Below are 24,481 nucleotides of genomic sequence, written 5' to 3' on the forward strand. Positions count from 1 at the left end.
GCTCGTCAGGCTCATAACCTGAAGGTCGTAGGTTCAAATCCTACTCCCGCAACCACCGAAACCGACATTCCACAAAGCCCCGACGCAAAAGCGCCGGGGCTTTGTGCATTCTCGGCCAGTCGACGCTGTTCGATCCACTCCAGGATCCTGCCAAACTCGCCGTAGAGCATCGCGTTGACCTCACCGCGCTTCGCGCCGGGCGTAAGCTCGATCCGCTCGATCAGCGCCCGCAACGCATCGGCGGCTTCCTGGCGCTCTTCCGGCTGCGATAGTGCGTGCGTCAATCGCTCGACTTTGCGCCGATAAATCTCGGAGATGTTGGGATGGATGTCCGGCACGTCAGCCGGGGCCGCAGCGAGCCGGGCGCGGATCGCATCCTCCTGCGCTTCCAACTCCAGCAGATGATCGACAAGCGTGCGTGTGCCTTTGCCTTCTTCCACCAGCTTGACGACCCCCTTGATCGCTTTGAGGACTTTCTGCAGGTCGGTTCGATCAGCACTTTCTGACGCACGGCGCTGATGGTTGATGCGGTTGCTCTCCTCGACAAAGGTCCGAATGGCCTCTGCTGCGATATCGGGGGTCATCATGCGATCGCGCAGGCCATCAAGGACGCGCGCTTCCAGCTTGTCGCGCGTGATGCTATGCCCGTTCGAGCAGCTTTTCGTATCAACATGGTTCGAACAGGCAAACCGCCCCTGCCCGCGAAGGGAATAAGGACCGCCGCAGCAGCCGCAGTAGACCAGGCCGGAAAGGAGACTTTTCGGGCGATGCGTCCGATTAAGAGCTGACTGGGCGGAGCGAGTTGCCTCGATGTTGTCGGCATATTGGATCGCGATATTCTCCTGCCTCGCCTTCACAGCCTGCCAGAGATCTTCATCCACGATCCGCAGGTCAGGAACCTCGGTCACAATCCATTCGGATTTGGGATTGATGCGGGAGACACGCTTGCCGGTTTGCGGGTTCTTCAGATAGCGCAGCCGGTTCCAGACAAGTTTGCCGATATAAAGCTCGTTGTTGAGGAGGCCCGTGCCGCGCTTGGCGTGGCCGCGGATCGTGGTCGATGTCCACAGCTTGCCCGTCGGGGCTGGAATGCCCGCATCGTTGAGCCGGCAGGCAATTACATGCGGGCTGAGCCCGTTGGCGAACTGTCGAAAAACCTGGCGAATGACCTCCGCCTCCGCAGCGTTGATGCTCCGCTCACCGTGGACCGGTTCGCCTTCGCTGGAGAAGCGCCGCACGACGTCGTAGCCAAAGCAAAGCCCGCCCCCGGATTTGCCCTTCTCGACGCGGCCGCGCAGACCGCGATGGGTCTTCTTCGCAAGATCCTTGAGGAACAGCGCGTTCATCGTGCCCTTGAGGCCGACATGCAATTCGGAAACTTCACCCTCTGCCAGGGTGACGATCTTCACGCCGGCGAACTGGAGATTCTTGTAGAGCGTGGCGACGTCGGCCTGGTCGCGCGACACCCGATCCAGCGCCTCGGCCAGCAGAATGTCGAAGCGCCCCATCTGCGCATCGTGCAAAAGTGACTGGATGCCCGGACGGAGAATGACGCTCGCGCCCGATATCGCGGCATCTTTGTAATTGGCGACAATCCGCCAGCCTTCGCGCGCTGCCTGTTCACGGCATATCAAAAACTGATCGTCGATCGATGCAGGGCTCTGCTTATCGTCGGAATAGCGGGCATAAAGCGCTACGCGGGGCATTTGGAGTCTCCAGAGATGAGCTTTGGGGTCAGTCTACAGATTTGATCATTCTTGCCAATCTGACGACGAAATCAAAATTAGAGTGCGCTTTTATGCTGTCCGAGCGATCCCACCCGCTTGAGCGGGGGGGCCTTAGGATCGTGATCGATCAATCCTCGCGGCGTGCCGTCGGCTCTAGGTAAATCGTCGGAACATATTCATTTCGCGTGTGCCGTTCGGGGACTGTCAGGATTTCCGTGTGCGGGCGGGCGGTTGATCATCAGGCCGCCATGGCTCTGATGAAACGTTCGCCGAAGATCACGGCAAATTGCGCCTTCGCCATGGTCCACTCACGTGATGGCATCTTCCACTCTTTCTCCGACCGATTCAAGATCAGATAGAGCAGCTTGGTGGCGGCCTCGTCGCTTGGGAAGTGTCCCCTGGCCCTGACAGCCCGCCTGAGCTTCGAGTTCAAAGCTTCGATCGCGTTCGTGGTGTAGATGATCCGGCGGACCTCGTCGGGGAACGCAAAAAACGGGATCACCTCGCCCCAGGCGCGCCGCCAGCTCTGGCCGATGGCGGGATAGCGCTGACCCCAAGGCGATGGTCATGGCCGGCCTCGAGCGTGAAGCTCGGATGCAGCATATCATCGACCAGATCACTCGCACGACATTCGGGAAACGGTCAGAGAAGCTGAGCGAAGATCAGCTGGCGCTTGCCTTCGATGATCTCGACGTCGCCCGTGCTGAACTGGAGGCGCTTGGTGAGCAGGCAGCAGGCCACAAGAAGGAACGGGCACGAAGGGAAAGCGGGACAGCGCGGGGGTCGCTGCCGGCGCATCTGACCCGCGTTGAGGAAGTGATCCTTCCAGACGAGAAGGAATGCCCCTGCTGCGGAGGCACGCTACACTACATAGACAGCGACATATCGAGCCGGCTTGATGTGATCCCGGTCCAGTATCGCGTGATCGTCACGTCCCGACCGCGAATGGCGTGCCGCGCATGCAGCGAGGGGGTGTTCCAGGCGCCCGCGCCTAAGCATGTGGTGCCAGGCGGCCTGCCCACCGAGGCGCTGATCGCCGACGTCCTCGTCAAGAAATATGCCGATCACATGCCCTTCTATCGCCAGGCGCAGGCGCTTGTGCGTCAAGGTATCGAGGTCGACCGGGGAACCATGTGCAACTGGGCGGGTCGAGCCGCGGGCTGGCTCGGGCGCCTGACCGGCCGGATGAAAGCTGACCTCCTGACGAGCGCCAGGTTGTTCGTCGATGAGACCACCGCCAAGGTCCTGGCGCCCGGCACCGGCAAGGTGAAGACGGGATATCTCTGGGCGATCGCTCGTGATGATGGCGCGCATGGCGGCACCGATCCACCGGCGGTCGTCTACACCTACATGCCGGGTCGCGGGAAAGTCTGGGCGGAAAGGTTGCTTGGCGACTTCACCGGCATCGTCCAATGCGACGGCTATGGTGCCTATAAGCATATCGAAGCGCCGGACCGTAAAGGCGGCTCGGGAACGCTCGCCTTCTGCTGGGCTCATGTCAGGCGTGGCTTCTTTGACGATGCCAAGGGTGGCAACGCTCCGGTCGCCGATGAGGCGCTGCGGCGGATCGCCAGCCTCTACAAGATCGAGGCGCGTATCCGAGGTTCCAGCCCCGAACACAGGTTGGCGATCCGCCAGGTTGAATCCGCTTCGATTATCGCGGACATGCGCCCCTCGCTCGAGGAGATGCTGCCCAAGCTGCCCCGAAGCTCCAATACGGCCGAGGCCATCGGCTACACCCTCAACCACTGGAAAGGCCTCGTCCGCTTCCTTAAGGATGGGCGGATCGAGCTGGACAACAACACCGTCGAGCGATCAATCAGGCCGCTTACCCTCCAGCGTAAAAATGCCCTGTTCACAGGTCATGACCTGGGGGCCGAAAACTGGGCGACCTTCGCCAGCCTCATCGAAACCTGCAAGCTGGGCGGCATCAACCCCCAGGCCTATCTCACCGATGTCCTCGCCCGCATCATCCTGCGCGGCGATGCAGATCCGATCGATGATCTGCTCCCCTACAACTGGGTAGATAGTCGCGCCGCCGCCAGCGCCATTATCGATCAGGCCGCCTGAATACCGCCGAGTGGGGGTGTTTTAGCGCTTACGAAAAGTCCCACGACTCCGCGTTCGCTTCCGGTCGCAGTCGACCCAAATCGGTCGCTCAAAAACGACTTTGATATCACGGAATCCGGGACATCTGCTTGGCCGTGCTTGTCCTTTTGGGGGAGGAGGGGCGATGCTAGATTAGACATCGCCCTTCATAACCAACAGGAGTCACTGCTCCTTGATCAAAAGCGAGTGCCCCAAATAGCGGTACGGCTTCACATTGGCCAAGCCTTGGATCTTTCTCCCATTCGCGCTCATCCAGGAGACTTCGACTTTGACCGCATCCATAGACTTCAGCCCGAAATGCATCGGTGCGGCATTTTCCGAATTATACCCATCGCCAGTCGAAAGCTGCCGCGTCGCCAATATCTTGCCAGCCTTGTCATAGAGCCGCACTTCTGCGCCCATTTTGGTGAAACGCCCCTTCGCGTCGAGCAGCGTAACCGACAGGCTGCGCTTGGCCGCCGCGCGGTCCAGATCATTGTGGAACAGGAAATGCCCGCCCTGGCTGGTGTAGCCGCGCATGATCGACAGGTCGAGCGCACCGTCGCGATCATAATCCACCCACTGCACGCCATGGTCGCCGACATTGAGCTTCGATGCTTCGGTCAGGACCTGGCGAAAACCCTTGCCGCCTTCATTATGGAGCAGGCTGTTCTTGGGCTTCTGCTGGTCGCGCGGACCGTAATAGGAGGTGACATAGAGGTCGAGATAGCCGTCATTGTCATAATCGCCCCACACCGCGCCGACCGCGTGGTTATCAATCCCCACGCCCATCTCTTTGGCAACATTGGTAAAGCTGGCATCGCCTTCATTATGATAGAGCGCGTTGACGCCATAGCTGGGCACGAACAGGTCCAGAAAGCCGTCATTGTCATAGTCGCCCACGGCGCAGCCAACCCCGCCCTCCTCCTTGGTCCGGCCTGCGCTGTCCAGGCCAAGGGCGGGGGCGACATCGGTGAAGCTGCCATCACCATTGTTGCGCCACAACGCATCCGTCATGCCAGACTGGTTGGCCAGGAAAACGTCCAGAAAGCCGTCGCGATTATAGTCGAACCAGCACGCCCCGACCGTGGGGCGGGGATCCGACACACCCGTCCCCACAGAAACCTGCACGAATTTGCCGCCGTCGTTGCGATACAGGCTGTTAGGGCCGATGCGATCGGCCGCATAGACATCCAGATCGCCGTCATTGTCAAAATCGACCCAACTCGTCTGGCGCGCCGAACGACCGGGAATGGTCAGGCCCAGTTCGGGGGCGACATTGGTGAATGTCCTGCCGCCTTCATTGTGGAAAACCAGGCTCAGTTCGCCCGGCATCGTCGCCCCGCCCAGCAGATCGACCCAGCCGTCGCCGTCATAATCGCCCCAGGCGACGCCGCGCATTTCCGGGCCAGACGTCGGCAGCCCAAGTTGCGGCCCGACATTGACGAACCTGCCATTATCGTTGCGATAGAGGCGAATATTGCCGCCCTTCAACGACACGGCAAGGTCGAGATCGCCGTCATTGTCAAAATCGGCCCAACTGTTGGACAAAGATCCGGCAATCGCGAAATCTTCTGGCTGAACGGATGTGAAGGCCGGATCGGCGGGCGGTGGGGCGTCCTGTGCGATCGCGGGCTGGCACAGCAGCATCAGCGGCAGGATATGGCAAAGCGTCCGGTTCAACGATGGCATCGGCTTGTTTCCCTATAGGTCAGATTTGGCTGGTTTTGCGTGTGTCGGGCATGCGCAGATAGACGATCAGCGACACCGCGATCATGGCGGTGACGTACCAGTAGAAGCCGCTCTCCATCCCGGTCTGCTTCATCCAGAGCGCGGCATATTCGGCGGTCCCGCCAAACAGCGTGTTGGCGAGTGCATAGGGAAGCGCGACCCCCAATGCCCGGATATTGGCCGGGAACAGCTCCGCCTTCACGATGGCGTTGATCGAGGTATAGCCGGTGACGATCACAAGGCCGGCCAGCACCAGCAGGAAGGCACCGAAGGAGGATGTCACGCTTTCCAGCGCGGTGAAGATCGCGGTGGTAAACAGGACGCCGCTGACGCCAAAGCCGATCAGCAAGGGCTTGCGGCCGATCCGGTCGGACAGCCATCCCGCAAGCGGTTGCAGCAGCATGTAGACAAACAGCGCCGAAGCCATGATGGCAGTTGCGGTCTGGCGGCCAAAGCCTGCGCTGTTGACCAGGAATTTCTGCATATAGGTGCTATAGGCATAGAAAGCGAGCGTGCCCCCGGCGGTCAAAGCCATGACGAGCAGCACTTCGCGGGGGTGCTGGCGGATCAGGTTCAATCCGCTGGATTTCGGCAGCTCCTTGACCGCCGCGCTCTGCTCGAAGGATTCGGTTTCCTTCAGCCCGCGGCGCAGACGATATACGCCTACCGCCATCAACCCGCCAATGACGAACGGCACGCGCCAGCCCCAGCTTTCCAGCTGATGTTCGGTCAGGAACAATTGCAGCAAAAGCAGTACGCACAGCGCCAGCAACTGGCCAGCGATCAGCGTCACATATTGAAAGCTGGAAAAGAAGCCGCGCTGGTCGCGCTGCGCCATTTCCGACAGATAGGTCGCGCTGGCACCATATTCGCCGCCGATCGACAGCCCCTGCATCAGACGCGCCAGCAGCAGCAGCGCGGGTGCGCCGACGCCGATCGTGGCATAGCCGGGGATCGCCGCGATCATCAACGACCCGCCCGCCATCAGCATCACAGACAGGGTCAGGCCCGCCTTGCGGCCCTTGCGATCGGCATAGATGCCCATCACCCAGGCACCGATCGGCCGCATCAGAAAGCCGACCGCAAAGATCGCCGCTGCGTTCAGCAGTTGCGCGGTACTGTCGTCGGACGGGAAAAATACCGGCGCAAAATACAGGGTGAAGGCGGAATAGACATACCAGTCATACCATTCGATCAGATTGCCGATCGACCCGCCCAGGATGGATCGCATACGATCCTGGCGTGATAGGCTGGACGGGGAGAGAGACGAAACATGTTCCATCCCCGTTGATACGGACGGCCCACGCGGTTCTGCTAACTGCCTTCGGCGGAAACCAATATTATTGATTTGTCGCTGCCCGGAACGGCACGAACGCCAAAGCCGCTTTCCAGCGCATCGACGAAATCCTGCGACCGGTCGAGACGGAAGGCACCGCCCACCCGCAGGCTGGCGATGGCGGGATCACCAATCACCAGCGGCGTGGCGCGATAGCGATTAAATTCCTCCACAGCCTGGGCCAGCGTGTCACCGTCAAATTCGACCATGCCGTCCTGCCAGGCGATACGCTGCTTGATCTTGGCTGGCTCCAGATGGGTGACAGCGATGCTGCCGCTGCGCACCGCCGCGCTTCGCCCGCTCTCGATCCGGCGAACGGCGGAATCGCCGTTGCGGACCGCCACTATCCCCTCGATCACCGTCAATTCGGTGACATCGGCGCGCAGACGCACGTTGAACATCGTGCCGATCGCGCGCACCAGAGTGCCATCGGCGTTCACGATGAAGGGCCGTTTGGCATCATGGGCGACATCGAACTGCGCCTCCCCCTTCAACAGGGTGATGGACCGGATATCGTCGCGCAACGCGACCTCGACCGAACTATTGGTATTGAGGTGGATGAGCGAACCATCGGCCAGTCGCACCGTGCGGGCTTCCCCCAGGGCAGTGCGATAGCGATCGACCGTGCCCAGCAGGCGCAGCGCGACCGTGGAGGCGGCACCGACCGCCGCCGCGGCCGTTGCCAGGCCGATCAACAGGCCACGTCGGCTGATGAACGGCCGATTTTCCTGTGCAACAGGTTGGTCCGGCAGCGCATCTTCAATATCCGGTTCGTCGCCGTACAGGTCATTGTCGCGCGTTCCGGCCGGCAACTCGCTCAGCCGCTTGCTCAGTTCCCATCCCGCCTCCGCCTTGGCAAAGGCAAAGCCGTGCGCGGAATCCTGCGCGACCCAGGCATAGGCGATATTCCAGTCGTCCGTTGACTCGCTCGCACGCGCCTTAAGATACAGACGCGCCGCTTCGGCCTCGATCGCCTGCATGTCCTGCGCGCTTCTGTAGCGACCAACCAAATCCCGAACCCTCAAACTGCCCGATGGCCTGCATTATCTTCACAGCCGCGCGCGTCAAATGCTTGTCCACAGTAAAGACGGACAGACCCATCTCCTCTGCTATCTCCCTGACCGATTTCTCGTGAACGCGGCGCAGGATGAAGGCGCGCCTGCATTGCGTGGGTAGCGTGTCGAGAATGGCCTGGAGATGCCGCAGTTCATCGCGCGCATGTAAGGCCTCCTCGGTCGAATTGTCAGTCTGAAACGCATCCAGTTCGGCCACCAGTTCGAGCGACACGATTTTTTCGCGCCGCGCTTCGTCGATGAGCAGGTTCCGGGCAATCTGGAAGAGGAATGCCTTGCCGCTATGGGTACGATGGATGTCGCCATTGGCATAGGCCCGCGCCATGCACTCGGCCACGATATCGTCGACGTCCTGCCTGTAGGACACGACGCGGCGCAATCTGGATCGCAGCGCACCTTCATAGGGCAGAACGGCCTGCTTGAACCAATCCAGCCTCGCCCTGATCGACTCCACGTCCACGCGCTTCCCCTTATGCTCATCACCCCCCTCTCCGGCGATCCCATAATGTCGCTGTATCGGGACGGGCCGGTACGTCCGGCATAGGCCTCGATACAAAGATGAGATATTTTTTGGCCTCATTAGCAGAAACGCGATCGGCGTCCGTATCCACCACCGACGGCCAAATAATTTGACGGGCCAATCATTTCATGGGGGATATGATGTCGCGTAATTTTCGGAACGTTTCTTTATGCGCCGTTGCAACGTTGGTTGCGCTTGGTGTCCAGTCCGCGGCTGCCGCAGAGCCAGCCAAGTTCAAGATCCCGGCTCAGTCGATGCAGACGGCGCTGACGCTGTTTGCCAAGCAATCGGGCCTTCAGCTTCTTTTTCCTTATGACCAGGTGGCCGGTCTCCACGCCCAGTCGGTCAATGGCAAGATGGTGCCCGATGTCGCCCTGCAACGGCTGATCGCCGGATCGGGCCTCAAAATCACCCTGTCGAACAACAATGTCATCGCCTTGTCGCTCAGCACGCCAGCGGCGAAAGGACGCCCGGTCGAAGTCGCCAGCCTTGGCGTGACCGCGCTGCCGTTCGCGATGCAGGCCAGCGCCTTGCCGCAGGGCAGCAGCGCCGCAAATGAAGAACCGACCGGCGCCGCCATCGTCGTGACCGGATCGCGCGGCCAGGCGCGCACGGTCACCGACAGCCCGACGCCGATCGACGTCATTTCGGGTGCCGATCTGACCCGTACCGGAAAGGCCGGTGTGTTTCAGGCACTCAACACGCTGGTGCCGTCCTTCAACCTGCCGGTGCGCGCGGGGGGAGCCACCTCCACCGTCATCGCGACCGGCGGCCTGCGCGGCCTCAATCCCGATCAGGCGCTGATCCTGGTCAACGGCAAGCGCCGACACAAGACGTCGCTGATCAATGCCGTGTCGGCGCTCTATAATGGCTCGGTCCCGGCTGATCTTGACATGATCCCGACCTCTGCGGTCGATCATATCGAAGTGCTGCGCGATGGCGCGGCGGCGCAATATGGGTCGGATGCCATTGCGGGCGTCATCAACATCATCCTCAAGGATGACGCAAAGGGCGGCGTCGCCAATTTCACCGCGGGCCAGAATTTCGACCGGTCCGATGGCGAACTCTATCAGGCCGACCTGAACTTCGGCATGAAGCTGGGCGAGGACGGCTTTGCCAACCTGTCGCTCAACCTCAAGAAACAGCAAATGTCGAACCGGGCGCTGCCGCTGGCCGACTGTTCGGTCGCGGTGACCACGACCTGCCTCTATCCTCTGGTCGACGGTCAGCTTGATCCACGCGATGCGGCGGCTGTGGGCACCGAACGGATCGTAACCAAAAGCTTCGGCGTCATGCCATCGCGCAGCATCAATACCGCGCTCAATGCGGGCTATGATCTGGGCGGCGTCCAGCTCTACGCCTTTGGCACTTACAGCCAGCGGCGGTCGGACTTGTGGTACAGCTATCGCTATCCCAAGGACATCAACAATGTCATGGCCGTCTATCCCAACGGCTATCGCCCCCATATCATGATCGACGAGGAAGATTTTGAATTCACCGTCGGTGCCAAGGGCGAATTGTCCGGCTGGGACTGGGATTTTTCCACCGGCTATGGCCGCAACCGCGCCCGCCAGTCGTCGGAGGGTACGCTCAATCCGTCGCTGGGCATCCTCAGCCCGACCGAATTCTATATCGGCACGCTCAAATCGTCGGAATTCGTCACCTCGCTGGACCTGACGCGCGGCTATGATGTGGGCGGCGGCAATCTTCAGGTGTCGGCAGGCGCGCAGCAACGTCACGAACGCTACCAGACCTTTGCGGGCGATCCGGCCAGCTATGCCGTCGGTCCTGCCATCATTCGGGGCATGACGCCAGGCGCGCAAAGCTCCGCCGGTTTCCAGCCGGGCGACGCTTCCTATATGTCGCGCGACAACTATTCCGTCTATGCCGACGTTGCGTGGGATCCCAGCAAGGACATCACCATCGGCGGAGCCGCGCGCTTTGAACATTATGATGATGGCAGCGGCAATACGCTGATCTGGAAGGTCAATGGTCGCTATGCCATCGCACCATGGATCGCGCTGCGGGCTGCGGCCAACACCGGCTTCCGCGCGCCAGCGGTAGCGCAGCAAATCTATACGCAGACGACCAATCAGTTCCGTACTGTCAATGGCGTGAACAACGTTCTGGTGCAGATCAAGACGCTTGCGGTCGATGATCCCGCGGCGATCGCTCTGGGGGCCAAGCCGCTGCAACCGGAAAAGTCCTTCAACATTTCGGGCGGTATCGTGCTGACGCCCTTGCCCAATTTTAACCTGACGATCGACGCCTATCAGATCAACGTCGATGACCGCATCACCATCACCAGCACGCTGACCGGCACGGCGATTTCCAACATCCTGATCGCGGCTGGCGTCCCGGCGGCCGAAGCGCAAACCCTGTCGGCGCAATATTATACCAACGCCATCGACACCCGCACCCGCGGCATCGACGTCGTGGCGTCCTACAAGCACAGCCTGCTCGACACGGTGAACATGCAATGGAATCTGGGCTTCAACTATAACAAGACCAAGATCACCAACATCATCGACAATCCGGCGGAACTGGCTGCACTTGGAGGAGACTATGTCCTGTTCGACCGCGCGCGCCAGAGCAATATGACCAACAACCTGCCGCGCACCAAGCTGTCGATCAGCAATCTTGCCACGATGGGCGACTTCACCCTGTCGTCGCGGCTGACCCGCTTCGGCGACTTCAAATCCTATCAGAATGGCGTGACCGCTGGCGGCGTCATCACCTATCCCAACGACCGCGCCTATGGGGCCAAGTGGATCACAGACCTGGAGGCCAGCTGGCAGATCACGCCGCTGGTCAATGTCGCGGTCGGTGCGAACAATGTGTTCAACGTCTATCCTGACGAAAATCGCCCCACCGACGTCAGCGCCACGCTCGGCCAGGGACTCTATCCGGGTACCTCGCCGATCGGCTTCACCGGCGGCTTTTACTATGCCCGTGTCGGCCTGACCTTCTGATCCGACACTTTGGACGCGCCGCTCCCGCCGGGGGCGGCGCATTTTCTGCAACGACGGGAGAGACATGATGGCGATGCGCCACCTGACAATCTGGCTGGCGGCACTGGCCGCTTCCTCCGCGATGACGGCTTCGGTCGCTGCCCCTTCCACCACATGGGGCGGCGGCGAGATTTTGTGGGACAGCTTCGGCGTACCTCATATCTATGCCAAAACCGAGGAAGGCGGCTTTTACGGCTTTGGTTATGCCCAGGCACAAAGCCACGGCAATCTGCTGCTGAAAATGTACGGCGAAAGCCGCGCCCGCGCCGCCGAATATTGGGGCGAGAAATATGACAGTCAGGACAAATGGCTGGTCGCCAATGATGTGCCCGCCCGTTCCATCCAGTGGTTCAAGCGGCAAACCCCGCAGATGCAGAAGAATCTCGAAGCCTTCGCCGCCGGGGTGAATGCCTATGCCGCCGCCCATCCTGACAAGATCGCGCCGGAGGTGAAGGTCGTCCTGCCGCTCAAGGGCGTGGACATCATCGCCCATGCGCAGCGGCTGATGAATTTTGGCTATATCGCGTCGGACCGCAAAGTGCTGGCCGACCCGTCGATCAACGAAGCGGGCGGGTCCAACGCCTGGGCGGTAGCCCCGTCACGATCGGCGAGCGGCAAGGCGATGCTGCTGGCCAACCCGCACCTCCCCTGGGCACCCAGCCAGCTCACTTATTATGAGGCGCAGATCAGCGCGCCGGGCCTTGCCATCTACGGCGCAACCCAGGTCGGCCTGCCGGTGCTGCGTTTTGCCTTCAACAATGATCTGGGCTTTACCAACACCGTCAACACGATGCAGGGCTTCACCAGCTACAGGTTGACGACAGAAGGCGACGGCTATCGCTTCGACGGCAAGGTTCTGCCGTTCAAATCCGTGACCAAAAGCTACAAGGTCAAGCAGGCCGACGGCACGTTGAAAACCGTGACTTTCGAACAGAAAAGCACGGTCCACGGCCCTGTGTTCACATTGCCGGACGGCAAGACGCAGATCGCGCTCAAGGTCGCGGGTCTCGATCGTCCAGGCGTGCTCGAACAATATCTCGCCATGGGCAAGGCCCGCGATTGGGCCAGCTTCGAAAAGGCGCTGCGCAAGATGCAGGTGGTGATGTTCAACATCATCTATGCCGATCGGGCAGGCCATATCCTCTATCTCGACAACGGCCTGCTGCCCAAACATGCCAGTGGCGACCTGAAATATTGGTCAGCGCCGGTGCCGGGCGACACGTCCGCGACGCTGTGGAAGGATGTCCACAGCTATGACGACATGCCCAAGCTGCTCGATCCGGCCAGCGGCTTCGTGCAAAATGCTAACGATCCGCCGTGGCTCGCGACCTGGCCGCGCGCACTCGATCCCAATAGCTTCCCCGCCTATGTCGCGCCCGTCGGACCGGTGAGCCAGCGCGCGCAGATGTCGGTCAAGCTGATGACGCAGTCGCCCAAGATCAGCTTCGATGATTTCGTGACGCGCAAGTTGAACACGACGTCGCTGATGGCGGAACGGATACTGCCCGACCTGTTGGCAGCGGCCGCAGGTTCGAACGATACCGATGTGCAGGCGGCCACGACATTGCTCAACGGCTGGGACCATCGGTTCGAACCCGACAGCCGCGCCGCTCTGCTGTTCGAAACCTGGGCCGGCCTCTTCTCGCCCAAAAATTTCACCGACCAGTCCAATTATAACATCAAATGGACGCTGGACGACCCGCTGGAAACGCCGCGCGGCCTGAAAGACCCGATCGCGGCCGTAGCCATGCTGAAACAGGCAGTGGCGAAGACGAGGCAGTTATTTGGCGCAATCGACCGTCCGTTCGGGGATGTTTCCCGCTTCCATATCGGCGATGTCAGCGTGCCAGCCAATGGCGGATTCGGCAATACTGGCGTGTTCCGCACCATCACCTGGGGGCCGATTAAGAATGGTGAGCGCACACCCGTCCACGGCGAGACATGGGTTTCTATGGTTGAATTTGGTACGCCGATGAAAGCCGTTGGCCTGATGAGCTACGGCAATAGCAGCCAGCCAGGCTCCCTGCACAACGGCGACCAGCTGCAACTGCTGGCCGACAAGAAGTTCCGGACTCTCTGGATGGACCGCGCGGACGTAGAAGGGCATCTGGAAGAGAAGACGACTTTTTGAAGAATGCACGATTGCGGGGTGCGAGTGCCGCATCCCAGCAATCGATCATTTCGATCCATTCAAGACGCTCAGTCGCCTGTTGCTCATTCCAGGAAACGGACAGTCCGCTAAGCCACGATAGGGCGTAAGCGGTGAATTTCGATGTCGCGCCTATGGATTCTCTTAAGACGAAGGGGTGCCGACCGCGGTTGAGGGCACCCCTTTGCCGGGCACGGCTGCCAGCAGCGATTATTGGGCGGCCTTCTCCCTAGCGGCAAGCTGGCGCGCGGCAGTCGCTGCGGCGTCGGTGGCGGTCACGATGCCGTCCTTGTCATTATCCTGCTCGGCAAAGGCGCGCGCGCCCGACAGATCATATTCGGTCTGGGCCATCTGGCCGTCCTTGTCCTTGTCCAGCACGCCGAAGCGGACATGGGTCTGCCGGATCTGGCGCTGCCGCTCTTCCGTCTTCTTCTCTTCGTTGCGGTCGGACGCGGCAAGTTGCTGTTCCAACCGCGCGCTATATTCCTGCACATATTCGTTTTCCGACACCCAGCCGTCACCATTGGCGTCGGTCGCCTTGAAACGGGCGACGCGGCCGATGTCGAATTCGGCGCGGCTGACCTGGCCGTCATGATCGGCGTCATAGTCGTGGATGAAAGCCGATCCCTCATGCGGCGCGGCCATAGCGGTGCCGGCGAGCGTCAACAGGGCTGCGGTCAGGGTAAGCTGGAATTTCATATAATCTCCATCGGATATAGGAACGCAGCGTTCAGGCCGCGTCGAAGGTCAGGGTGTAGGTGTAGCTGCGATAGGGGGTTTCCGACCCGGCTGGCGCGACGCCGCGATGGCGCACCAGGATCAGATAGGTGCCCGCATCGTCGGGCTTCAGGGTGAAGCGACCATCAGCGCCGGTCTTCACCTGCGCCGCCACCTTGCGCCCGTCATAAAGGCCTGCGCTGCGAAACATCGTAATGTCGGCATTGGCGAGCGGCTGGCCGTCGAACAGCAGCGCGAAGCGAACGTCCGATCCCGCGACGATGCCGTTGGGATGGGTGATCGCCTGGATTTCCAATGCCTTGCCCAGGGGCTTGAGCGCCGTTTCGGTCGGCTGGCCGCGCGTCACATAAGCGTCGGCCAGGGTCATGCTCTGCACCTCGACCTGCTCGACATTGTCGGGCCCCGGGCCGCCTTCGCCCCGCATCTCCCATTTGTCGCCTTGCTTGAACATCTTGCCTTTGCGCCCTGCACGCTGGCCGCTTGTCACGCGATAGGTGCCGTCGGCAGAGATCGCTGCCTCAAAGACGCTGAGGTCGCGCAAATGGGTGACCGGTCCAACCGGCAGGTCTTTTCCATCGGGGCCGACCAGATGGAAAGGCGCGTCCCGCATAGCGACTTCGGGTAGGAAGGCGTCTTCGGCGAAGGCCGACTGAACGGTGATATGGTCGCCTTTACCCACATCGAACAGGGTCGGCAGCACATAGGGCATATGCGCCTGTGCAGCGGAAGCGTCGACGAGGGTCAGCAGCAGGGCGATGGAATGGCTTGGTGATGTCTTCATGATGTCCCCTTTCTGCATCGGTCACTAATCCTAATGCGACTCACTTGCAATATCATATTAAGCTGATAGGTGCGTCGTGGTTCGGGGCGGTCCAGGCCCGATCCAACTTACCGACAATTGGGGCGCACATATGATGAAGACCAAACTGACGTTGCTGTTGGGCACCGCGCTGATCGTTGCACCAACCCAGGCATGGGCGCAGGATGATGCCGACGTGCCGGAAACGACGCGCATGGCGCTCGACCGCATGATCATCTCCGCCGGCACCGAAAAGGTCGCGATCGACACGCCGCAGGCGGTCAGCACGCTGGACCAGGACGATATCGACCAGGTCCAGGCAACCACCATCGGCGACCTGTTGGAGGGGATGCCGGGCGTCAACGTCCAGGGCGGCGTGGGCCAGCTTGGCCAGGGCTTCAACATTCGTGGCATGGGCACGGCGATCGGCGACAGCGACAATCGCATCCTGCTGACGGTTGATGGCGTCACCAAATTCTACGAACAATATCGCATGGGCGCGCTGTTCACCGAGCCTGAACTCTACAAGCGGATCGAAGTGCTGCGCGGCCCGGCCTCCTCGACCCTCTATGGCGCGGGTGCGCTAGCGGGCGTGATCAATTTCACGACCAAGGATGCGTCCGACTTCCTGAGCGAGGGCGATCCGCTGGCGATCCGCCTGAAAGCCGCGACCGAAACCAACGCGCAGGCGCACACCCTGTCGGGCATCGTCGCGGTCCAGCCGACCGAGGGTGTCGAGCTGCTGGGCAGCTACAACTACCGGCGCACCGACGATTATAAGAGCGGCAATGGCGATACCGTCGCGGCCTCCGCCACCTTGTCCGACAGCTGGCTGGTCAAGGGCCGGGTCGCGATCGGCGGTAATAAGAAGCACGCGATCTGGGCCAGCTATCAGGACTGGATCAGCGACGCGCCGCAGGTCTATGACCAGATTTCCGCCGCCACCGGTGCCGCGCTGATGCGCCGCCGCGTTCACGACAAGACCGCCGCGCTGGGCTATGTGAACGATTTCGACGGCAGCAAGATCTTCAATGTCGAGGCGCAGGTCGCCTATTCGCTGTCGAAGGTGCATCAGACCGAGACGACCTTCCTCGGCCCGCTCGCCTATTCCGACTTCTCCTATGAGAGCTGGCAGGCCAAGGTCCAGAACACCAGCGAGTTCGCCATGGGTGGCGACTGGACGACCTTCCTGATCCTGGGCGGCCAATGGAGCAAGCAGGAACGGCGCAACCCGCGCGTGGCGCTGAACGGCACGGTGACGCCGGGCGCGGGCACCCATCCCGAAGGCGATATGAGCCGCTATGGCCTGTTCGGCCAGTTGGAGATCGTCTGGTCCGACAAGCTGACGATCATGCCCGGCGTCCGCGTCGATTGGACCGACCTGACGCCCGGCGACACGGTGGTCGGTGGCACGACGCTGACCGACAAGGTCAAGGATAGCGGCGTATCGCCCAAGCTGGCGGCGCTGTATAATTTTACGCCCTGGCTCGGCCTGTTCGGATCGGTCGCGCGCACCGTGCGGATGCCCAATGTGGATGAAATCTTCACCCGTTCGGCCACCCGTCCCAACAATCCTGACCTGCGGCCTGAGAAATCCGACAATGTCGAAGTCGGCTTCACCTTCTCCTTCGACGATATGTTGGGCAAGGGCGATCACTTCCGCGCCAAGACCACCCTGTTCCAGAATGACGTCAAGGATCTGATCGTCAATGTCACCGCCGCGGCGGGCACGCCCTATTTCCAGAATATCAACCGATCGCGCTTCAAGGGGCTGGAGGTTGAGGCCGAATATGGCATGGGCGGCTTCTTCGCGCGCGGCAATGCGTCCTTCATCGATGGCAAGAACCGGCTGACGGGGGATTATCTCAATACCATTCCGGCCAACGACTATCGCCTGACGTTGGGCTATGCCGATGCGGCGAGCGGCCTGTCAGGCGGCTGGACTGGCGAGTTTGCGGAGCGGCAGGACAAGGTGACGACCGGCGCCTTCGCCTCGGCCGGATCGGGCCTGCCGACACCGGGCTACACCGTCCATAATTTGTTCTTCGCCTTCAAGCCGCGGAACGGCACGGCCAGGGGATTCGAATTCCGCATCGCCATGGATAACGTCTTCGACAAACATTATCGCCGCCATCTTTCCTCGCTCGCCGCGGAAGGACAGAGCTTCAAGTTCACCGTCGCGAACACATTCTGACGCCATGGCACAGGCAGCGCATCCTTTCCGTATCGGCGGGCCGGCGGCGGCGTCGTTGCTGGTCAACGGGCTGTTGATCGCAGCGTTGCTTAACCTTGGCATGGGGCATGTCAGCCGCCGGGGCGAATCTCCGGCGCTGACGGTACTGTCGCTCGCCCAACTCAAAGGCGTGGAGCAGGGCGAGGAAGACTCGGAGACAGCGACGCCCAGCACGCCTGCTGCCGTTCGCCCCCCCACGACCAACCAACCGCCTGCACTGCAACCGCCCGCGGTGACCATTGTCACGCCCCCGGACATGGCGGTGCCATCGCGTCTTTCCCTCTCCGTGCCAATGTCGGCGGCCGCACCGGCAGCTAATCCCTCCGCAGCGCCATCGTCGCCTGCTTTGCAAGCCACGGCCGCCGCCGCCGCGCTTCTGCCCCGCCACGGCGCCGCGGATGGCCTGGACGTAAAAGCGCCACCCGGCACCAGCCGCAGCTATGCCGCCAAGGTCCGATCCTGGCTCTACGCCCATAAAATCTATCCTCGCCGGGCCCGGATGCGACGGAAGGAGGGGCGGGTGCAGGTTCGCTTCGTCATCGACCGCACCGGCATGTTGCTGGAGGGTGCGATCGTCCAGGGATCGGGCAATACCGTGCTGGACGATGAAGCCGAGGCGATGCTGCGTCGCGCCTCCCCCTATCCTCGCGCACCCGCCGAACTACCGGGCGAGCGCATTGAGTTCACTGCGCCAATCATATTCACCCTGCCAGCATAGCGACGACATCGATCTTGCCCTGTACGATCGGCGTAGAATTCATACTCACTCCATCTTTGGGCTTGCGGGCTGCCTTAACAGCCCCAAGCCTCCAACGATTGACCAAATGTGGGCGGGCAAGACCGACCCTTGCCAATCATTCAGCGGCCAATTTTCGCGTCCTTGGTACAGACTGGCCGGTATCTGGCTAGCCGCTTCCGGGCGTTCCGCCGAAGAAGGGGTACCCACTTGCGGATCGAGTGCTATAGATCCCACGGCGGCACTATGGGGCTGTCGTCGCGCCGACGCTAGTTGTACCAGCCACGCAATCGCCATGCGAGAAAGGAACATCGATCGTGCCGCCACTTGCCGCCATCCAGCAGATTGCACGCATGGTTCGGGACGATATCCGCTCGGGCGAACTGTCGATCGGGACCCACAGCGTCGGAGATATGCTGGCGGTTCAACCCGAAGCCTTACTGCTGATCGTCGACCTCACCGGCGCCGAAGGGCGCAAGAAGCGGCCTGACGCAACGATGCATCACGCATATTCGTTCATGCTTGGCCAGACTCTTGAGCAGCTACGTCAGCGAAGCGAAGCCGGCAACGGCCACGCGACCATGGCCATGGATAATGTCAGGGCCGCGATCGCTCAGCAGATGCGTATTGGCAAGCTCGTGCCGACGGCAGCGATGGCCCTTGTCTCAGCGTTTTCACGGGCTGGGATCGAGGTGGGGGAGGATATGCGCAGCGCAATGGATCGCGCGATGATTCAGACCGAAGCTGGCCAGCCGAATCTTCCGACGCCCGATGTTGACGAGATGTTGAAGGACTTGGTGAAAGCCTGTGAGGGCGATCCGTTCCTGATCCACAGCCAGTTCGCCGAATTGACGGCAGCCATGCCTGCCGGGCTGCAACTGGGTCTGTTGGAAGGACTCGTCCTCGCTGACGATTTCAGTCTGCGCGAGGCCGCTATCGGTTGGCTTCTTGCAGAACCTACGATCGCTATGCCGTTAGCCTCCATGATCGAAGAGACCGCCAGACGAGGGCTTGTATCAGCAACGTCGGTTACAAACCTCATGCTGATCCGCAACTGGGTGTCGGAAGTTCGGCGCCGCGCGATCGACGCTATTATCAGAGCCACGCCCGCTGTCGGGTCGGTGCCGGAGAAGCGTCCCGCAATTCAAGTCAGGGAACTTCTGATATTCGAGCGCGATGGGGCGGGAGCGCAAAGCATATTCGCATCGATCAAGCAGGGCAGAAAGAACGCGCTGGTATCGATTCTGATCAAGCAGGGCCATGGTGTGCGGGACGCTTGGGTCGCGGGCTCACTAAGCAGGCACGAGATCGAAGACATGCTTGACCATATTGCGTCCGAGATGTCGGTCCATGAAGCGACAGTTGAGGACACGGCCTTGATCCTGAGTAGCGCCTTGGCGGACGGCCCGGCCAGCTCGCTACCCCCGTTTGGCCTTGTTCAGGCTATCACGCTTATCGGACCCCTGGATGTCGCGTCCAAATTTGTATCGGTGGATGATCTCGTTGCCTCGTTGCCTCGTTGCTCGCGGACGCCGACGCTGCGGCAACCGATGCCAAGGCGGTGGAGAGGGCAGTGCGCGCCTCGGGCCGGTGGCTGGCGACTAACCCTCAGCTCGATTCCTGGTTTGAGAATGGCGACGACGTCACCGTAGCGATCAAAGGCAAGCGCAAGATCGAAGACCGGATCGTCGCGATTATCGAGACGGTGCTGGAACCGAAGCGGGCTTGTTGGGCCAGCGTCGTCGCTTGGAGTGCATTCGCACAGCGCAGTGACGGCCACTTCAGACTGGATCGAAATGGCGCTTGTCGCTCGTGAGATGGCTTCGGAACGACCTCTGAGCGAGATTCCACTAGCGCGCTTCATCGCCGTGCAAACGGCGGAGGCTGCCCGGGCCTGATCAGCGAACGAACTGGGCACCGCATGCGCAATGCGGAACCTGCCGGTCGGCTATCGGAAATCTCCCGCAACCGGCTAGGGCGCGTAGCTGACGTCCCGCCGTCGACCCTTGTTTGCCGTTCAGCCTCCAAATGGACGATCCCATGTGCGGAAGGTCCGCTCTTTAACGGGCCGCGAGCTTAGCGCCGTGTCTGTCTCTCCCTATTATGAACAGCGCGAATGAAATTTGGCGGCTTGCCCTGACCATTCAAACTCTCTATCGCGAATCACTATCAATAGCAAAACTGATATGGGGGTTTTCTTGTCCATATTCCGCACGGCGCTGTTTGCGTCAGCTTCCTTCTGCGCGTCGATGGTTTGCGCGCAGGAAGTTCCTGCGTCTCCACCGGATGCAGCCATGGCCGATAGTGATCAGATCATCGTGACGGGCCGCGCCCAGCGCCTCTACCGCACCGAAACCACGACCGTCGGCAAAAGCGCCGAAGATCCGCTCGATATTCCGCAGGCGTTGCAGGTGATCAACAAGGATCTCTTTGCCGATCAGGGCGCGCGCGACGCGACCGACATCTATCGCAATATTTCTGGCGTCAGCTTCTTCAGCTATGCGGGCGTCACCTTCCGCGGCTTTCGTCAGGACCAGTCCTTCTACGACGGGATGCGCGGCAATCCGTTCATCGGCTTTTCCGTGCCTCAGCTATTCAATATCGAACGGGTGGAAGTGTTGAAGGGACCGGCTGGTCTCTTCTTCGGACCGGGATCGCCCGGGGGCATCATCAATTATGTGTCGAAGGTGGCCGGCGACGCCAGCGCCATGCGTCTGGTGGCAACGGCGGGCAATTATGACCGGCGTGGCATATCGGCCGAAGCGACCGGCCCGATCGATAAGGACGGGGTCGTCACTTACCGCCTTGGCGGCTTTTACGAGGCGATGAACCCCTATCGCCGCAATACCAAGAATGTGTCGCTGATCGGCGATGGCGGCCTGGCCATCAAGACCAATGAGGGCGGCAAGCTGACGCTTCAGGCTACGGTCTATGACAATGATCTCCAGGCCAACCGCCTGCGCGGCATTTTGACCGACGATGACGGCAATTTCCTGACCGATATTCGCTGGAATGCCAACGAACCTACCGATTTTCTGCATTTGAAGTCGCAGGCCTATCAGGCGCGTTATGCGACCGCGATCGGGGACCGGGTCACGTTCGATGCCGGGGTGCGCTACTTCAAGGCGACCGAGACTCAGCAATATCATGAGCCGCGCGGACTGGTCGCGGGTAGCGACGATCTGGTCGCGCGCGAGTTTCGCGACCAGATCCGCGATGTCGATGGCCTGTCCTTTTCCGCCAATCTGACGGCGCGGGTCGATCTGCTCGGCATGGAGCATAAGTTCCAGACCGGCGCGGACTGGTATGACGAAACGAGCGTGCTTAATTCGCGCATCCTGCGGGCGGGCGTAACGCCGCTCAGCCTCAGCAATCCCATCTATACGAACAGCGCGCGCGACGTGGCGCGGGCCGCTCAGTTGCCCTTCACCGTCACCGATACGCGCACAAAGCGTCAGGGCGCTTATCTGCAGGACCAGATCAGCCTGAGCGATGCCTTCATGCTGGTCGGTGGTGTGCGCTACGACAAGTTCGAGGATCGCGTGGTCAACGCCGGCTCTTATGAAGATGACGACATCACTTTCCGCACCGGCGCGATCTACAAGCCGCGCAAGGATGTCTCCATCTATCTGAGCTGGTCGCAAAGTTTCGAGCCGCAGACGGCCGCCAGCCAAAATGGCGATGTGGGCGGTCCCTTCGCACCTGTCACTGGCGACCAGTTCGAAGGCGGCATCAAGACCGACCTGTTCGACGGCAGGCTCCAGGCCAATCTGGCCGCCTACCGCATCGTCCGCAAGAATATCCTCCAGGCCGATACCAGCCTGCCGCCCGTCAACGGCCAGGACCAGTTGCGCCCTATCGGCGAGGTGACGAGCAAGGGGTTGGAGATCGACCTGTCGACCGACATTACCGCCAATTGGGTCGCGCTGGTCAATTATGGCTATAACGACACGAAGATCACCGGCACGATTGCGGGCCAGGCGATCAACAACGCCGTTGGCAATCGCTTTGCCAATGCGCCCAAGCATAAGGTCGGCTTTTGGACCCGCTATCAGGTGCCAGCGATCGACGCCGCCTTTGCGGTCGGCGGTGAGCATGTGTCGAAGCGCATCAGCCTGTCGGGGCAGACCGTTAAGCCCTACACGATCTTCGATGCGTCGATCACCAAGGGGCTTGGCTTTGCCGAACTGATGCTGCGCGTCGATAATATTTTCGACAAGGTGTACGCAGCATCGGGCTTTTCGGCGCAGAGCGGGCATTTTCCGGGTGAGCCGCGGACATTCCTGGCCGAACTGCGCTTTCAGTTCTGACCATGGATCAGGCGCGCGTGAAAAAGGGCCGATCGCTCTGGTGGGTGGTGCATAGCTGGATCGGTCTGAAACTGTCGATCTTCCTGACCTTCATCCTGGCGACGGGCACCTTCGCCGTGTTCGCGCATGAAATCGACTGGCTGGCGACGCCCGCCATGCGGGTATCGCCCCGGTCGGAACCCGTTGCGTCTTGGGGGGCGTGGGCGCAGGCAGCGGCCCGCGCCACACCGGAGGCCCGGCTCCAGACGCTCTATGCGCCGATCGACCCCTGGTTCACGGTGGAGGCCTGGGTCAGTCGCGGCAAAGGGGCACCGGAGCGGGTCTATGTCGACCCTTGGACGGCCAAAGCCACCGGCCGGCATAGCTGGGCCAATGTCCACCGTTTCCTGCGACAGGCCCATCGGCACCTGATGCTGCCGACAAAGATCGGCATACCGATCGTCTGCTCGCTCGCCCTGCTGCTAGCGGCCTCTTTGGTGTCGGGCATCGTCACCTACAAGAAATGGTGGCGCGGCTTCTTCCGAGCGCCGCGCGGCGGCGACGGGCGGCGGATGACGGGCGACCTGCATCGCCTGATGGGCTTGTGGAGCTTGTGGTTCGTGGCGCTGATCACGCTGACGGGCCTATGGTATCTGGTGGAAACATTGGGCGGAAACGCCAAGGTGCCCAAATTGCCGGAGGTGGCGGCTGGTGCGATGCCGACCGGGGCCGCGCTGGACCGGCTGGTCGCCGTCGCGCGCCGCGCCGATCCTGCGCTCGATATTCGAGAAATCCGCTTCACGCCCGACAACGGCGTCATCTTCCTGGGCCAGTCCTCCGCCTGGCTGGTGCGCGATCGCGCCAACGCAGTGGTCGTCGATCCGGCTACGTCGCGGGTGGTCACGCAGTTGGATGGACGCGCCTTAAGCGCGCATCAGCGCATCTCAGAAATGGCCGATCCGCTGCATTTTGGCACGTTCGGGGGCCTGTGGACCAAAGCCGTCTGGTTCTTGTTTGGCGCGCTGCTGACGGCGATGGCCGTCACTGGCACGATGATCTACGCAATGCGGCTGGCCCGAGCGACGCGATCCGATACCGCCAGCATGAAGATCGCCTGGCAGGGCATGGGTGCCTGGGGATATATTGGCATAGCCCTGATCCTGCTCACCCTGATCCTGACGCCGGGGGCGATTGGGGGAGCGAGTTGAAGGAAGTTCGACCCTTATGCGACGTTCACGCACTGGTTTTTTCTCCCCAGGTGCGGTCCTTCCGCTTTCCCATTGGCGTTGTAACACGGGGATTTCGGGGCAGCAGGAAGCCATCGCTGCTTCATGCGACGGAGCTTCGGGAAAGCTGCCTAGGGGCGTCTCATGACGCTCGACCACGGGAAATGATGACAAGGCGTTTGTCTCATCACAAATAGATCGGACCGCCAGTAATGCTGGGTCGCACCTGCGCTCAACCCGAAAGTATATGCGTTCGTCGAGCGGCCTTTGATTAAGCGCATCAGCAATCCGATCGACACATTGCCGCACGTCATCTACTTCACCGAACAACCCGTCATAGGCAGTACGGATCAGCGCCGTGCCTTTCTCGAATTTCGCCATTTGCATGATGCCTTCGTCCATGGGGTGAAACACCCTTGGCTCGGTCGAGCAACACCGGCCTCGTTTGCTGCCGAACTCGAACAGCAACGCCGCGCATGCGCAACAACACCGGTCGGTCTCCGGTTGCCGCGGAAATGAAAGGCGGGGGGCACGTCACGGTTAATCGGGGGAGTGCTCTAGCCAAAGGCAATGCTTTCGACGTCCAACAGGTCGAAACCAGAGCGGAGGCCGGTTACACGCACCCTTTGGCCAAGGAAATGTCGGTAGCGCTGATTGATGTCGAGCCGCCACTCACCGCCATCGGCCATCCGAAGGACGGGGTAAATATTGCCTGCCAGTAACAGGCCGGTCAGCTCCTCGCGCGTTCCTTTGGGCATGACCAGAAGATGCCGACCAAGCCGTGGCTTGGCAACCCATCCCGTTCCCCTTCATATCGGAGCGGAT

The 24,481-nt window shown here is 61.2% G+C and carries 17 protein-coding genes and 2 pseudogenes; 10 read left to right on the forward strand and 9 right to left on the reverse strand.

The features are described 5' to 3' along the window. Positions 1-11 precede the first annotated feature (11 nt). Both ACODSR_RS18420 and ACODSR_RS18425 read right to left on the reverse strand, forming a co-directional pair. Entirely contained in the window at positions 12-1,706 is a 1,695-nt protein-coding gene (locus ACODSR_RS18420) for a recombinase family protein (RefSeq protein WP_489078063.1), read from the reverse strand. A 259-nt stretch (positions 1,707-1,965) separates the two neighbouring features. Beyond that, a pseudogene (locus tag ACODSR_RS18425) lies at positions 1,966-2,286 on the reverse strand (transposase); the annotation flags it as partial. A gap of 2 nt (positions 2,287-2,288) precedes the next feature. On the opposite strand from ACODSR_RS18425, the gene tnpC reads away from it, so the two are divergent. Further along, positions 2,289-3,797: an IS66 family transposase gene (gene tnpC / locus ACODSR_RS18430; protein ID WP_489078064.1), complete on the forward strand. Its 1,509-nt coding sequence runs from the start codon at positions 2,289-2,291 to the stop codon at positions 3,795-3,797. A 201-nt stretch (positions 3,798-3,998) separates the two neighbouring features. On the opposite strand, the gene ACODSR_RS18435 is transcribed toward tnpC, so the two are convergent. Genes ACODSR_RS18435 through ACODSR_RS18450 form a run of 4 tightly spaced genes read right to left on the reverse strand, consistent with a single transcriptional unit; the run spans position 3,999 to position 8,415 of the window. Further along, positions 3,999-5,507, reverse strand: a complete 1,509-nt coding sequence (locus ACODSR_RS18435) for a CRTAC1 family protein (protein WP_489078065.1) — start codon at positions 5,505-5,507, stop codon at positions 3,999-4,001. A 19-nt stretch (positions 5,508-5,526) separates the two neighbouring features. After that, entirely contained in the window at positions 5,527-6,828 is a 1,302-nt protein-coding gene (locus ACODSR_RS18440) for an MFS transporter (protein ID WP_489078066.1), read from the reverse strand. A gap of 32 nt (positions 6,829-6,860) precedes the next feature. Beyond that, positions 6,861-7,862: a FecR family protein gene (locus tag ACODSR_RS18445; protein ID WP_489078067.1), complete on the reverse strand. Its 1,002-nt coding sequence runs from the start codon at positions 7,860-7,862 to the stop codon at positions 6,861-6,863. Continuing rightward, positions 7,822-8,415 carry an RNA polymerase sigma factor gene (locus ACODSR_RS18450; protein WP_489078068.1) on the reverse strand — a complete coding sequence of 198 codons (594 nt, stop codon included), beginning with the start codon at positions 8,413-8,415 and terminating at the stop codon, positions 7,822-7,824. Before ACODSR_RS18450 ends, ACODSR_RS18445 begins: the two co-directional genes overlap by 41 nt. A gap of 314 nt (positions 8,416-8,729) precedes the next feature. On the opposite strand from ACODSR_RS18450, the gene ACODSR_RS18455 reads away from it, so the two are divergent. Further along, positions 8,730-11,447, forward strand: coding sequence for a TonB-dependent receptor domain-containing protein (locus ACODSR_RS18455; RefSeq protein ID WP_489078069.1), 2,718 nt, complete (start codon positions 8,730-8,732; stop codon positions 11,445-11,447). A 67-nt stretch (positions 11,448-11,514) separates the two neighbouring features. Beyond that, complete coding sequence (locus ACODSR_RS18460) at positions 11,515-13,617, forward strand: acylase (RefSeq protein WP_489078070.1); 2,103 nt, start codon at positions 11,515-11,517, stop codon at positions 13,615-13,617. A gap of 228 nt (positions 13,618-13,845) precedes the next feature. Here ACODSR_RS18460 and ACODSR_RS18465 read toward each other — a convergent pair whose 3' ends face one another. Beyond that, positions 13,846-14,334, reverse strand: a complete 489-nt coding sequence (locus ACODSR_RS18465; protein WP_489078071.1) for an EF-hand domain-containing protein — start codon at positions 14,332-14,334, stop codon at positions 13,846-13,848. A 31-nt stretch (positions 14,335-14,365) separates the two neighbouring features. Then, positions 14,366-15,154 carry a DUF4198 domain-containing protein gene (locus ACODSR_RS18470; RefSeq protein WP_489078072.1) on the reverse strand — a complete coding sequence of 263 codons (789 nt, stop codon included), beginning with the start codon at positions 15,152-15,154 and terminating at the stop codon, positions 14,366-14,368. A 130-nt stretch (positions 15,155-15,284) separates the two neighbouring features. Between ACODSR_RS18470 and ACODSR_RS18475 the strand changes: the two genes are divergently transcribed. The 7 genes and pseudogenes from ACODSR_RS18475 to ACODSR_RS18505 all read left to right on the forward strand — a co-directional run bounded on the left by ACODSR_RS18475 (position 15,285) and on the right by ACODSR_RS18505 (position 24,175). Further along, positions 15,285-17,366, forward strand: coding sequence for a TonB-dependent receptor domain-containing protein (locus tag ACODSR_RS18475; protein WP_489078073.1), 2,082 nt, complete (start codon positions 15,285-15,287; stop codon positions 17,364-17,366). 4 nt (positions 17,367-17,370) lie between these two features. Then, positions 17,371-18,123 carry an energy transducer TonB gene (locus ACODSR_RS18480; protein WP_489078074.1) on the forward strand — a complete coding sequence of 251 codons (753 nt, stop codon included), beginning with the start codon at positions 17,371-17,373 and terminating at the stop codon, positions 18,121-18,123. A gap of 335 nt (positions 18,124-18,458) precedes the next feature. Continuing rightward, positions 18,459-19,793: a hypothetical protein gene (locus tag ACODSR_RS18485; RefSeq protein ID WP_489078075.1), complete on the forward strand. Its 1,335-nt coding sequence runs from the start codon at positions 18,459-18,461 to the stop codon at positions 19,791-19,793. Next, positions 19,703-20,039: pseudogene (locus ACODSR_RS18490) on the forward strand (hypothetical protein). Before ACODSR_RS18485 ends, ACODSR_RS18490 begins: the two are co-directional and overlap by 91 nt. A gap of 396 nt (positions 20,040-20,435) precedes the next feature. After that, positions 20,436-22,451 (forward strand): TonB-dependent siderophore receptor, encoded by a 2,016-nt coding sequence (locus tag ACODSR_RS18495; RefSeq protein WP_489078076.1) that lies wholly within the window; start codon positions 20,436-20,438, stop codon positions 22,449-22,451. A gap of 17 nt (positions 22,452-22,468) precedes the next feature. Further along, the gene (locus ACODSR_RS18500) at positions 22,469-23,638 is read left to right on the forward strand and encodes a PepSY-associated TM helix domain-containing protein (protein ID WP_489078077.1); all 1,170 of its coding nucleotides are present in this window, start codon (positions 22,469-22,471) and stop codon (positions 23,636-23,638) included. Positions 23,639-23,923: 285 nt separating this feature from the next. Next, the gene (locus ACODSR_RS18505) at positions 23,924-24,175 is read left to right on the forward strand and encodes a hypothetical protein (RefSeq protein ID WP_489078078.1); all 252 of its coding nucleotides are present in this window, start codon (positions 23,924-23,926) and stop codon (positions 24,173-24,175) included. Positions 24,176-24,213: 38 nt separating this feature from the next. Here the strand turns inward: ACODSR_RS18505 and ACODSR_RS18510 are convergent, their stop codons facing one another. Beyond that, entirely contained in the window at positions 24,214-24,414 is a 201-nt protein-coding gene (locus tag ACODSR_RS18510; protein WP_489078079.1) for a DUF5818 domain-containing protein, read from the reverse strand. Positions 24,415-24,481 lie beyond the last annotated feature (67 nt).

It is taken from the genome of Sphingobium sp. FG125 (genome assembly GCF_057809795.1).